12 protein-coding genes are annotated in these 13173 nt (G+C 41.1%); 6 read left to right on the top strand and 6 right to left on the bottom strand.

What is annotated here, in order from left to right; genetic code table 11:
- Nucleotides 1–14: 14 nt before the first annotated feature.
- Nucleotides 15–923, bottom strand: coding sequence for a hypothetical protein (locus tag D0T50_RS13765; RefSeq protein WP_239058223.1), 909 nt, complete (start codon nucleotides 921–923; stop codon nucleotides 15–17).
- Nucleotides 924–1288: 365 nt separating this feature from the next.
- Nucleotides 1289–1999: a UMP kinase gene (gene pyrH, locus D0T50_RS06495; protein ID WP_163222701.1), complete on the bottom strand. Its 711-nt coding sequence runs from the start codon at nucleotides 1997–1999 to the stop codon at nucleotides 1289–1291.
- Between the two features lie 395 nt (nucleotides 2000–2394).
- Between pyrH and D0T50_RS06490 the strand changes: the two genes are divergently transcribed.
- A complete protein-coding gene (locus D0T50_RS06490) occupies nucleotides 2395–3081 on the top strand; it encodes a lipopolysaccharide assembly protein LapB (protein ID WP_163222700.1) in 687 nt (228 codons plus the stop codon).
- A gap of 10 nt (nucleotides 3082–3091) precedes the next feature.
- Here D0T50_RS06490 and D0T50_RS06485 read toward each other — a convergent pair whose 3' ends face one another.
- Complete coding sequence (locus D0T50_RS06485; protein WP_163222699.1) at nucleotides 3092–3487, bottom strand: VanZ family protein; 396 nt, start codon at nucleotides 3485–3487, stop codon at nucleotides 3092–3094.
- Nucleotides 3488–3578: 91 nt separating this feature from the next.
- Between D0T50_RS06485 and D0T50_RS13875 the strand changes: the two genes are divergently transcribed.
- The 3 genes from D0T50_RS13875 to D0T50_RS06475 all read left to right on the top strand — a co-directional run bounded on the left by D0T50_RS13875 (nucleotide 3579) and on the right by D0T50_RS06475 (nucleotide 7122).
- The gene (locus D0T50_RS13875) at nucleotides 3579–3707 is read left to right on the top strand and encodes a hypothetical protein (RefSeq protein ID WP_255490072.1); all 129 of its coding nucleotides are present in this window, start codon (nucleotides 3579–3581) and stop codon (nucleotides 3705–3707) included.
- A 1124-nt stretch (nucleotides 3708–4831) separates the two neighbouring features.
- Nucleotides 4832–6199: a sodium-dependent transporter gene (locus D0T50_RS06480; RefSeq protein ID WP_163222698.1), complete on the top strand. Its 1368-nt coding sequence runs from the start codon at nucleotides 4832–4834 to the stop codon at nucleotides 6197–6199.
- A gap of 2 nt (nucleotides 6200–6201) precedes the next feature.
- A complete protein-coding gene (locus tag D0T50_RS06475) occupies nucleotides 6202–7122 on the top strand; it encodes a helix-hairpin-helix domain-containing protein (RefSeq protein ID WP_163222697.1) in 921 nt (306 codons plus the stop codon).
- Here the strand turns inward: D0T50_RS06475 and D0T50_RS06470 are convergent.
- The 3 genes from D0T50_RS06470 to D0T50_RS06460 all read right to left on the bottom strand — a co-directional run bounded on the left by D0T50_RS06470 (nucleotide 7119) and on the right by D0T50_RS06460 (nucleotide 10507).
- A complete protein-coding gene (locus D0T50_RS06470) occupies nucleotides 7119–8513 on the bottom strand; it encodes an undecaprenyl-phosphate glucose phosphotransferase (RefSeq protein ID WP_163222696.1) in 1395 nt (464 codons plus the stop codon). The genes D0T50_RS06475 and D0T50_RS06470 overlap by 4 nt on opposite strands.
- Before the next feature lie 90 nt (nucleotides 8514–8603).
- Nucleotides 8604–9617, bottom strand: coding sequence for a GNAT family N-acetyltransferase (locus D0T50_RS06465; protein ID WP_163222695.1), 1014 nt, complete (start codon nucleotides 9615–9617; stop codon nucleotides 8604–8606).
- Nucleotides 9617–10507, bottom strand: a complete 891-nt coding sequence (locus D0T50_RS06460; protein WP_163222694.1) for a DUF2156 domain-containing protein — start codon at nucleotides 10505–10507, stop codon at nucleotides 9617–9619. Before D0T50_RS06460 ends, D0T50_RS06465 begins: the two co-directional genes overlap by 1 nt.
- Nucleotides 10508–10751: 244 nt before the next feature.
- Here D0T50_RS06460 and pta point away from each other — a divergent pair, with 244 nt between their 5' ends.
- Nucleotides 10752–11765, top strand: a complete 1014-nt coding sequence (gene pta, locus D0T50_RS06455) for a phosphate acetyltransferase (RefSeq protein ID WP_163222693.1) — start codon at nucleotides 10752–10754, stop codon at nucleotides 11763–11765.
- A 23-nt stretch (nucleotides 11766–11788) separates the two neighbouring features.
- Nucleotides 11789–12991 (top strand): acetate kinase, encoded by a 1203-nt coding sequence (locus D0T50_RS06450; RefSeq protein WP_163222692.1) that lies wholly within the window; start codon nucleotides 11789–11791, stop codon nucleotides 12989–12991.
- Nucleotides 12992–13173 lie beyond the last annotated feature (182 nt).

The raw sequence follows: 13173 nt of genomic DNA, 5'->3' as shown, positions 1-13173 counted from the left end.
TTTACCTTATATATTTATTTGTGATGATACAAATCATATGGTCTTTTAGGTAGCCCTAATACATTTCTTACAGAATTTTCATAATCAATTACCTTTCCTCTTTTTGTATCACTTTGTGGTGTATTAAATTCTCCAATTTCATGAAACAGTGTTGATGTTACATTTTGTTGTACTGTTTCAGTGAAACTTCCTGTTGCTTGTACGCCCTCCAAAGTAAGGTTAACTGAAACACTACCAACCGTAGGGGAAATAACTATAACTTGGTCTACAGCAGAATACACACCCCCACCCCAATCTTTTACTATATCTGTTGAATTCAATCCTCCAGTTTTGTTTGATGAGTATTGGTTGCCATACACAACAGAAGCTGTTTCTTTGTTATTCATTGCTTTCTTTAACCCATCATACGCTTTTTTTTGGTCTTTCGTCATACCATTTGTAAAATCTTTTTCTTTCCCATTTAAGACAAGGTTTCCATTTGAATTGAATGCTAATGAAGAAGCTCTACTTCCGAATGTATTTTCTAGATCCGACCGAAACTGCGTTCTATGTTCTTCTGCTACACTTATACTGTCCCCTCGTAAATCAATAAACCGAATCGGGTTATTGGCACAATAAGCATACGGCGAAATCCAATAATACTTTTCACATAATGGGTCTATCGACATGGCAGCTGTAGCCGAAGAAATATCAACAGTAGTCTCTCCTTGACCTAAAACCTTTACGATTTCATTATTTTTTGTATTATACAAGACAGAACCTATTTCAACAATGTCTGTCTGGTCATGAAATTCCGTGAACTCTCCTTTGGAAGAAGTTGCTGTTAGCACATCATAGCCTAATTTTTTGAACGGGTTCTCGTTTTGTGCAAGAAGAACAAGATTAAAAGATAGCACTAATAGAGTCAACGATGTCTTTTTCATGATGTTGAGAATTTATTGTTTTTGATTGCGGAAGATATTACTTTTTTCGCACATAGCCAAAAAATCTCATAATTATTGAAAATAATCAAAAATCTAGTTGTAAAAGTGGCATATTGAATCTACATAACGACAAGACGTTGCTTCAACCCTTTGCTAATTGAAGGATAAGTTTTATCTTTATTTTCGGATAACAGAGTTATTTGAAAGCATGAAAAACTAAGTGTATCTAAGCACTTTATACTTACTTATCTACTGCCCGTTTCATGCGAGAGTCTTCAAAAATCGCTGATAGTCAATTTAATATCCTCAGACTACCACAAATATAGGGAAAAGTTAGATACTAAAGAATTTACAGTGTTAAAATCTTAATTGTGTACCAGCGTTCCTATCTCTTCTCCTTGAATTACTTTCTTCAGGTTACCCACGGTATCCATATCGAAAACAATGATAGGCAGGTTGTTTTCCTTGCACATGGTGGTAGCCGTCAGGTCCATTACCTTCAAACCGCGATTGTATATTTCGTCGTAAGTTATTTCCTTAAACTTGGTAGCAGTTTTGTCTTTCTCAGGGTCGGCGGTGTAAATACCATCTACGCGAGTACCCTTCAGCATCACGTCTGCTTCTATTTCGATGCCGCGCAAAGAGGAACCGGTGTCGGTAGTAAAGAAAGGATTGCCTGTTCCTGCCGACATAATCACAACTTCGCCCGCTTCCATACAGTCTATAGCTTTCCATTTGCTGTAGAATTCGCCGATAGGTTCCATTCGAATAGCAGTCAGCACACGAGACTTCACCCCTTCCGAGCCCAGTGCCGAACTAAGTGCCAAGCTATTGATAACTGTTGCAAGCATGCCCATCTGGTCGCCCTTTACACGGTCAAAACCTTTGCTGGCGCCACTCAGTCCACGAAAGATGTTTCCCCCACCAATAACAATGCCTACTTGTACGCCCAGTTGATGTATCTCTTTGATTTGCAACGCGTATTCGGTAAGGCGTTTTTCATCCAAGCCATACTGCTTTTCGCCCATCAGGCTTTCTCCGCTAAGTTTTAGGAGAACTCTTTTGTATTTTGCCATAATTGCTGTTATAATTCGTTTCTTTTGCAAATTTATATAAAATATATCGTTTTTACACCTTCGGAAGTATTATTCTAAGAAGTTGTTTTGAATTTGCTCGTTTTTTTATTTGGTGCTATTTTTAGGCTGTTTATTTTCTTTTTAAGGCGATAATAGCGGGCTATTTGAGCTGCAAAAAGAGAAAAAACAGACAAAAAGAGTGCTAAAGAAAAAACGAAAGCATCTTATAGCAATTATTCTGTGGAAATTCAAAACAGCTTCTAAAACTGCGTTATTCTTTAGAAGCAGTTTAGAGTTTTTAAGCTTATTGTAAAGAACATTAGCTTAGTTTGTTTTGTTGAATACTGCAAGAATGCATTAACTTTGTTCTAACCATTTTTAATTACATACCACATATGCGAACAACTACGCTCCTATTGTGCTTCGCTATCTTTTCTGCACTGCCCACACATCTGCATGCAAATGGCGACGAGGTGCTCTCTAAGGTTTCTGTAGCCTTGGAAAACAAACTATGGGACGAAGCAGTGACACTGTTTCGGCAAGCAACATACATTGATGCGGAAAAGTCGGAACTATTTTACTCCAATAAAGTAGAGAAGAGTTGCCAAGCCGCACCCCAAATGGCACATACGCTCGCTACCTATCACAAAGAGAAGAAGAATTACAATAAATCGCTTTCCTTCTGCAAAGAACTGACACAGCTTAACCCCAACGAAGTGTCTTACCGCCTTTTGTTAGCCGAGATAGAACTGCTACTTGGCAACAACGATAATGCCCTGCAGCTTTACACAAGTGTATTGCAACAAGAACCGGGTAACCTATCGGCAAATATCTTTATAGGGAACTACTATTATTTAATAGCCGAAGACAAGCGAATGGAAGTAGAAAGTAAGTTTAACAGAGTACACTCTCCCAACAAAGCACAATACGCCCGCTATAAAGACGACCTTTGCAAGGTGCTGGAGGAACATTATTCGAAAGCCACCTTCCACCTCGAAAAGGTACTGGAAAGTTTCACCTCGGTTGAGGTAAAAAGAACGTTAGGCCAAATAAAGTTGCTGGAGAAGGAGATAAGGAAGTAGGCAGTTAGCTCTACTTTTTACCGGTTTTCAACATAAACGGTTTCAACACATAAAAAGCAAATAAACTGGCGCATAATGCCCCGGTAGTGTTTGCTCCGAAATCACCCCATTCTCCGCCACGATAGCTGGTGCAATATTCCTGCAGTATCTCAATGCACCCACTAAGTGCTACAGGGAAAAGAAAAGCAACTATCCATGCCTGCCCCACCGGAAAAGCTTTTTGATGATTGCGAATAAACTCCAGCCACAACATGCCCGAGAGCCCAGCATACATCAAAAAATGTACAATCTTGTCCATGTGTGGGAAGGTTGGCAAGCTACCCGAAGGTGGCTTAAAGAAAGAGAGGTAAACAATGACCAACGTAACAATGATGGAGAGCGGATATTTCTTGATATAGTGCGGCATTACTAATTATTTGATGAATGAGAAACAAAAGTATGAAACATTTTCTGTATTCTGCTTCGCATACGGAAGAAAAAAACTAATGCATTGAGTTATGCAGATAATGCAATGCTTTAATGGTGGTAATGCATTGAGTTATGAAAATAATGCAATGCTTTACGGATTAAATGAATTCAGGTTAAACGCTGAGTTACGCGAGTTACGCAGAGGGTTTAAGTTTTAAAGTTTTTAGTTTTTACGATGCCGCATGCTAGCAATCCTCTGTTCTTTAGCATCAATTGCCGGCTGCTTTAGCTGCCGGATCTGGTGGATATCTTTTGAATTGGCTTTAGCCAAACCTTTTCTTTTGGCTAAAGCCATTACTTGTGATGATTGCCTCTATCCGTCGGTTAAAACCGACGGCAATTGATGGCTGCGCGGAGGGTTTAAGTTTTTAGTTTTTCGATACCGCATGCTAGTAATCCTCTGTTCTTTAGCATCAATTGCCGGCTGCTTTAGCTGCCGGACCTGTGAGGTGTTTTTCTGAATTGGCTTTAGCCAAATCTCTTCTTTTGGCTAAAGCCATTGCTTCTGATGATTGCCTACATCCGTCGGTTAAAACCGACGGCAATTGATATTAATTAAACCCGCTGCCTCGTCCTCCTCCGCCCTTCGGGCACCTCCTCCAAAGGAGGACAAGCTGCGCACCCATGCGGCATCGTAACTAAAACTTAGTGTAACCCTGTGTACTCCGTGGTAACCTGAATTTCACCTACTCCTCCGCGTAACTCGCGTAACTCAGCGTTTAAAACAGCATTTCCTTTAAACTATATATATATTATTTCTTTTTTTAGCCTCTTTTCGGAGGGTGGTTACCTACCTCTATAGAGGTTCAAAAAACGAAACTTTAAAGGGGGTAAAGCGGGCGCCCGGGCGCGTTCTTATATAGTGCTCTGTTTTTTTAGTGCCAAAACACCTCTTTTTAACCTCTTGAACCTCCATTTTCGTGTCCGAATTATTTATTTTTTCGAGGTTATTTTAACGTATTTTGGCTGTTTTTCGTAAAAAAAGAGGACAAGGATGGGGAGGTTCCGAGAGGTTAAAGGGGAGGTTAAGGAAGGAGGTTGTTTTTACTCTGCCTTTCTCCTTTTTCGGTTCATTTCAACTCATTTTCATGCCAGTTGCAAATTGTAACTAATATTACCATCTACGAGGTAATTGCTTACAATTCGCAACCATCTCAAGAAGCAATTAGACTTTTTAATCACCTGCACATCTAAATGCTATGCAAATCGTAAAAAAGAAGCAACGAAGCCAGAAAAAGTATGAAACATTCACTATATTTGTGTTTCGCATACAGAAGAAAAGATGAGTACAGAAAAAAGAAGCAACTTTGGGAGTAAGATAGGCGCTATATTGGCGGTGGCAGGATCTGCTGTGGGGCTTGGCAACATTTGGCGATTTCCTTATGAAACCGGCAACAATGGCGGAGCCGCATTTATCTTAATCTATTTGTTTTGTGTGTTCATTCTGGGTATTCCTATTCTAATTGCGGAATTTACAATTGGACGAAGTTCACGTACCAACACAGCAGGAGCATATCGGGTATTAGCCCCCGGCACACAATGGAAATGGCTGGGACGCATGGGAGTACTTGCCGGTTTCCTTATTCTTAGCTATTACTCGGTTGTGGCAGGCTGGACACTCCAATATGCAGTAAATGCAGCGACAAATAGCTTTGCCAACAATACCCCCGAAGGGTTTAAGCAAATGTTTGCCACATTCTCTTCCAACCCGTGGCAACCGGTCATCTGGCTGATTATTTTCTTGCTTGCTACCCATTTTGTAATTGTCAGAGGTGTAGAAAACGGCATTGAGAAAGCTTCTAAAGTAATGATGCCCGCACTTTTTATTATCATCTTGTTATTGGTAGGCTGCTCAGTATCACTACCCGGTGCTATAGGAGGGATTGAGTTTTTGTTGAAACCGGATTTCAGCAAGGTAACAGGCAGTGTGTTGCTGAGTGCTATGGGGCAAGCTTTCTTTTCGTTGAGCATTGGGATGGGGTGTATGTGTACCTACGCATCCTATTTCTCCAAAGAGACCAACCTTACACGAACTGCTTTCAATGTAGCCATTATTGATGTAATAGTTGCAGTCCTGGCAGGCTTTATCATATTCCCCGCTGCCTTTTCGGTTGGTATTCAACCCGATGCGGGACCCAGCCTCATCTTTATAACACTACCCAATGTATTTCAACAAGCCTTTAGTGGAATCCCTGTATTGGGATATCTCTTCTCGGTCATGTTTTATGTATTGCTGGCTGTGGCAGCGTTAACTTCGACTATTTCTTTGCACGAAGTAGTAACTGCTTACCTGCACGAAGAGTTTAAGCTCACCCGCAAACGGGCGGCAACACTCGTTACCGGTAGCTGTATTGTATTAGGAACGTTCTGCTCGTTGTCGCTGGGAGTCACCAAAGGATTTGCGGTTTTTGGACTTGGACTATTCGACCTGTTCGATTATGTAACCGCAAAAATCATGTTGCCTCTGGGCGGGTTGTTCATTGCTATCTTTGCCGGTTGGTATCTCGACAAGAAGCGTGTAAAAGATGAAATCACCAATCAGGGAACATTACAGTCCACGCTATTCAACGTGATTATCTTTATATTGAAATATATCGCACCTATATGTATTGCCTTCATTTTTATTAATGAACTGGGAATACTGAAATAATTATGTGGAAAGACTTCTTTTACTTTTCTAAGCGAGAAAAGCAAGGCATCATTGTATTAGCAGGTCTGATTGTAGCAGTAATGCTACTGAATCTGTTTTACGAAACACTTCACAAAGAAGAAACAGCAGACGATGTCAGCACCACTTTTGATGCAGAATATGCCGATTTCATCGGCTCTTTGAAGAATATCGAAAGAAAAGAAAGCCGAAAAGAATACGCATCAAGCCGCTCTGCCAAATGGGCTAAAGAGGTCCCTACCCTATTTACTTTCGACCCAAACACCAGCGATTCCATAGCTTTCAGGACATTGGGACTACGCCCACACCTTATACGAAGCATTTTGAGCTATCGGCAACAAGGAGGTAAGTTTAGAACTGCCGAAGATTTTAAGAAGATGTACCTCCTGAGCGAAGAGCAATACGCCGAACTTTACCCTTACATCAACATTGACGAACGCTTTAGTAAACGAGATACAATCCGGTTATTGACCACCGCAACAGATACTACCCGGGTAACCTTCAAATACGCTGAAGGAACTACAATCGATCTCAATTTATCCGATTCCATCGAGCTTATGAAGATTCCGGGCATCGGAAATGGTATAGCCAAACGGATTATCGGTTACAGGGAACGGTTGGGTGGATATACCCACGTTGCTCAATTGGCAGAAATAGACTTGGACACCACCATTTTATCGACATGGTTCATAATTGAAGAAGCAACCACTCCTACGCAAATAAACCTGAACAAAGCAAGTATTGAACGTATGCGGAGACATCCGTATTTCAACTTCTATCAGGCAAAAGCAATTGTAGAATACCGCAAGAAGAATGGACCATTAAAAAGCTTGAAGCAACTTGCCTTTTACGAAGAATTTACCGAAGAAGACTTTCGACGAATAGCGCCATACGTTTGTTTCTAGTAAGCTTGTGTGTCCTTACGAAAGAAATGAATGATTGTTTTGAATATAATGCGAAAATCGAGCAAAAGTGTCCAGTTCTCGATATACCAGATATCTTGCATAACACGTCCTTCCATTTGCTCTACTTCTTTAGTTTCACCACGAAAACCGGTTACTTGTGCCCACCCTGTAATACCTGGCCTTACCGTATGCCTTAGCATATATTTATTAATCAATTTCGAATATTCTTCGGTGTGTTTAAGCATGTGCGGGCGAGGACCTACAAGCGACATATCTCCTTTTAAGACGTTCAAGAATTGTGGGAACTCGTCAATGTTACTTCTTCGCAGGAAATCGCCAAAAGGAGTTTTGCGCGCATCATCTTCGGTGGCTTGCAAAGTGTCCGCTTCCTGATTTACCTTCATAGAACGAAATTTATAACAGCAAAACACTTTACCATCAAGCCCGCTGCGTTGCTGCTTAAAGATAATTGGGCCGGGCGAAGTGAGTTTGGTAATAATCCCCACAATGATATACGTAATAGGATATATGGTAACCAAGAATACCGAGGCAAACAGCATATCAAGCAGTCGCTTGAGAATTTGGTTTTCAATTTTTGTTAGTGGCTCCTTTCGTATATAGTAAACCGGTACTTCGCCAAAAAGAGACATATTCATCCGCCGCTTCAGATAGTGCCGCATGTTGGAGATGCTGTAAAAACGTATCAAATTGTTTTCACAATAATTCATTAACATACGAATTTCAGCAGAACGCTTGCTCGGCAAAGAGCAAAACAACAGCTCCACCTTATTTGATTGAGCATAAGGAATAACGTCTTCTACCTTTCCTAAGTAGCGCAATGTTTTAGTAACCGCGGGAATGGGACGATCGTTGAAATAACCTATTACCCGGAAACCAGAGGTTATATCTTTGGTAAGCTCAGTATATAGTTCCAGCATGTTTTCATTCTCGCCTACGAAAACCACACTACGCGAATTCCCTCCCCTCGCTCTATATATCTTAATAAAAGAACGAACCAACAGGCGGTAAATAACAAGCAGCGTCGTAAACGACACATACCAAACAAGCAACTCGCTGATAGGAGGAATTACCTGATAAAGAATTCCAAAGAAGAAAATAACCAGTAGCGTATGCACGCTGGTAAGCAAAACGATTTTAACAATACTCTTTTCGGGTGTGGCAAATCGACTTAATGTAATTGTTTTAATAAAAAAGGCGCAGACGAAATAGCTCAGATTAACGACACACAGCAATTCGACAAGAGGATTCATAACCTCCTGCACTTCCCCAAAGCAGCAGTAGAAAAACAGAATAAGAGCATTCAGCAGGATTAAGTCTCCAACATGAATAATCTTTTTAATTATAGGATTAAATCGTAGTAGTTGCCCCATAAGCAAATAAAAGAGCTGATTAATATATCGTGTCGTTCTAAAGCTATAACGCAAGAACTAAAAAAATAGTGTATGGGAGCAAACTATTTTTTAATCCATCATCAAACTCATATAAGGCTCTTCGGGCAAAAATATTTTCTCGGTAAGTTCCGAAATGGTAAAAGTTACTGACTGGGTTGTAGCTGATGGGGTCATTTTGCATAGCCCACCGGATATTTGATAAGACCCGTTATTCTCCGGAATTTGCTCATCAATCAGTTTAATAGAGAGGTGGATATTTGGATTTGCCTTAGCATAAAGTTGCAAAATAGCAGGAGCATCTATAATTCGCCCCATGCCCAATGCATGCATATTATCGGCAAAAGCAGGGGCAAGCACAACAGCCTCTTTCAAATTGAAGACGCGTCCTGCCTCTACAAGTAGAGCGTTGGCTATTGCTTCATTATCAGCCAGCAACTCTTTAACAATGAATCTTTGTTGCGCTGGCTCTACAAAAGCTACGCCAGCAATATTTTCCTTGTGACAGGCTACAAGTAGTAAGCCACCATTCAATGCCATATCAGCCAATACAGCCTGCATATCCTTCTGCGTATGGAGCAAACTACAAGAGCGCTCCTGCAATTTTCTCGAAACATAACTCGCTATTTTTTCATCCCAAGCGGTACAACTATCGAACGTTAATGCTACTGTCGAAGAATTGCTTAATTCAGGCAGGTGCACTACACGCCTTGAGTTATAAAAAACAGTAGCATACCCCATACGCTTATAGTAGTCAAACAGCCAAGGCTCGGCAGGAATAAGCGTACTAAAAGAGACAGCACTACTCCTCATTTTATAGAATGAGTCCGTAAGTACGTTGCGCATTACACCCGTGCCACGAAAGCTGGGATGTGTACATGCACCGGATATATAAGAGGTGTTAATTGTTTGCCGGCAAAAGGTCATAGGATAAGGTATCATCTGCAAAGCCGCAATTACAGTTTCGTCTGAGTATGCCACAACATTAATATCGTCGGCATAGCGAAGACTGAAATACAATTCGACGAACTCATCCGAGTCATCAAAACAAAGCTTCCACAACTGCTTAACCTGTTCCTTTATCATCACTTTTTGTAACAAACAACTGCTTTCTCAAGCAAAATAGTAGGGTAATAAGAGAGTTTTGCTTTGCGAAGCCCTTCCATACCCAAATCTTCTTCTCTATTCAAATAGGTATATTGTGTTGGAACATGATTGGCAAATTCGTAATTTATCATCGCGTATGCTCCATCAATATCTGTATCAGCTTTTTCTACATGCACACCAAAGGTATCATTATTGATTGGCGCGCCAAAGGTAAAGGCTACAATATCATTATCTACCCGAAGCAGTCCGCCCAGCAATTTAAGCTCTTCAAAATGGGTAAGTGCTTGAATTATTGCTCTACGCTCGGCATTCATACCTGCTTCCTCACTGCAATTGTTCGTTCTACACCATTCTGCTTCCAAACGCAAACATTCTCCGATATGGTCTTTGGTTATTGGCAGATATTCATAATTATAGCTCTTCCTGAACTTGTTGATATGATTTCGTTTTGCTTGATATTTTTTACCCGAAAGAGTAGCCAAATCTTCGCGTAAATAAACATAGTCGGCATAAGCACGATCTGTCTGAAAAGTAAAAAGACCGGGCATCACCTCATCCAATTCGGTTTTCATGGTTTCGCAAACTCCCAGCATGCAAAACTTGCTTTGTTCTTGTTGGCTATCGGCAATCATCTTTTCCAACACAGTCATCAGATTACCCTTACCTATCGGCATCATGTACGAAAGCTCTCCGTCAGCCCAAAATTTGAGAATAAGAAATCCGTCAGATTCTGCATACTGTGTACCATACAAGAACCGCCAACTGTACAGGTTGGAGAAGGACAAGTCGCAATTGCGGTGAGGACTATCCATTGTGTACTTTATAATGGTTTCCCTATCTGCTAATGTAATGTCTTTGAATGTCAACATAATGTTATGATTATACATAAGTAACAAAAAATAATTGTTTTTGTTGAACGATATTGAGAGCGAGCAAAAATATGAAAAATAACAATATTCCTGCTTCCTTTTATCTTAATGTTAAATAATACAATAATTATTCATTTTACACTGAAAAACAGTGCGGTTTGCAATGTTGATATTGCAATTATATGTACTTTTGTGGCGAAATTAGCAAGTCAGCCTACATTAATACAATAAAATATATTCATTCATGGATTTAATCAGCGAAATTATTGCACGCGCAAAAGCAAACCCCCAGTGCATTGTTCTTCCAGAAGGGACTGAAGAACGTACCTTAAAAGCAGCCGACCAAATTTTGAAAGAAGGCGTTGCTAAGTTAATTATCTTGGGAAACCCTGCGGAGATTAAGAATTTAGCCAATCAATGGGAGCTAACAAACATTGACAAAGCTACCATCGTTGACCCCGAAAACCACGCAAAGAAAGAAGAATATGCAAATCTTCTTTTTGAACTTCGTAAATCAAAAGGCTTAACTATTGAAGCAGCCAATGACTTGGTAAAGAATCCGCTTTACTTGGGATGCCTCATGGTTAAAAACGGAGATGCAGACGGACAATTGGCAGGTGCACGCAACACAACCGGCGACGTACTAAGACCCGCATTGCAAATCATTAAAACATTACCAGGCATCACAACCGTATCGGGAGGTATGCTACTGGTTACAAAAAAGCATAATTTAGGAAAAGACGGTGTATTGGTAATCAGCGACGTAGCTGTAACTCCAGTTCCTACTACTGAACAACTGGCACAAATCGCTGTTTGTACCGCACAGACAGCCAAGGCTGTTGCTGGTATCGAAAGTCCCAAAGTAGCTATGTTAAGCTTCTCGACTAAAGGATCTGCTAAGCATGAAGTAGTGGATAAAGTAGTTGAAGCAACACGCTTGGCTAAAGAAATGGCACCCGACCTGGATGTTGACGGCGAATTACAGGTAGACGCGGCACTTGTGCCTTCGGTTGGCGAAAAGAAAGCACCGGGTTCTAAAATTGCCGGACATGCAGATGTATTGGTTGTTCCTTCGTTGGAAGTAGGCAACATCAGCTACAAACTGGCCGAACGTCTTGGCGACCTCGATGCTGTAGGACCAATCTTGCAAGGAATGGCGAAACCGGTAAATGATTTATCGCGCGGTTGCTCCATCGATGATATTTATAAAATGATTGCCATTACTTCAATGCAAGCTATGGCGGCTAAGAATGTTTAATCTAATAAAAAAAACACCCAACAATGAAAATTTTAGTATTGAACTGCGGAAGTTCATCTATCAAATACAAGCTGTTCGACATGAACAGCAAAGAAGTTATGGCACAGGGTGGAGTAGAGCGTATCGGTTTGCCGGGCTCATTCCTAAAACTGACCATGCCTAGCGGCGAGAAAGCCGTACTCATGCACGATATCCCGGAACATACCGTAGGTATCGAATTTATCCTGTCTACACTAACAGGCGATAAATACGGCTGCATTGCTTCTCTTGAAGAAATCACTGCGGTAGGACATCGTGTAGTACATGGAGCTGAGAAATTCAACAGTTCTGTACTTATCACCGACGAGGTAATTAACCAAATGGTGGAGTGCTCAGATCTAGCTCCTTTACACAATCCTGCCAACCTGAAAGGTATCAATACCATTTCTAAACTATTGCCTAAGGTTCCTCAAGTGGGTGTGTTCGACACAGCATTCCATCAAACAATGCCTAAGCATGCCTATATGTACGCTATACCTTACGAATACTACAAGCGCTACGGCATTCGTCGCTATGGTTTCCACGGTACAAGCCACCGCTATGTATCACAACGCGTTTGCGAATTCTTGGGCGTAAACCCAATCGGACAACGCATCATCACTTGCCACATTGGTAATGGTGGATCGGTTACCGCTGTAAAAGATGGAAAATCGGTTGATACCTCTATGGGACTTACTCCGGTAGAAGGGTTAATGATGGGAACTCGCTGCGGCGACGTAGATGCGGGTGCGCTTATCTATCTAATGGAGAAAGAAAACCTAAATGCAAGCGGTCTTTCGGATGTACTGAACAAGAAAAGTGGTGTATTGGGTATCTTCGGCGAATCATCGGATATGCGCGAGCTTGAAGATGCTGTAGCCAAAGGCGAAGACAAACGTGCTATTCTTGCAGATGCCATGTACAATTATCGCATCAAGAAATATGTAGGTGCTTATGCTGCTGCGTTAGGTGGTGTAGACATCATTGTATTTACCGGTGGCGTAGGCGAAAACCAAGACACTTGTAGAGCAGCCGTATGTAAAGACCTCGAGTTCATGGGTGTAAAATTGAACGAAGAATTGAACGCTAAAACTCGTGGCACAGAAACGATTATCAGCACACCCGATTCAAAAGTAAAAGTCGTTGTGATACCTACCGACGAAGAGTTTACCATTGCATCGGATACGATAATGATTCTTGGCCAATAAGCTAAGGAATCACTCTATACCCTTGGTTAAGAGGCGGAGTTCACTAGTTGAATTCCGCCTCTTACTTTTAAATAGGTCTTCACATTCACACATTAATGTAAGTGTTTTTTAGTGTAGCGTCAGCCATAGGCACACAACCGTTCATCCATAGGCGCATGGTTCGTCAACCATAGTGTGAATTA

This window comes from Bacteroides sp. 214, assembly GCF_010501015.1.
GTDB lineage: Bacteria > Bacteroidota > Bacteroidia > Bacteroidales > Bacteroidaceae > Bacteroides.
The sequence above is the reverse complement of the archived record's forward strand: the minus strand, read 5'-3'. Positions and strand labels throughout refer to the sequence as shown.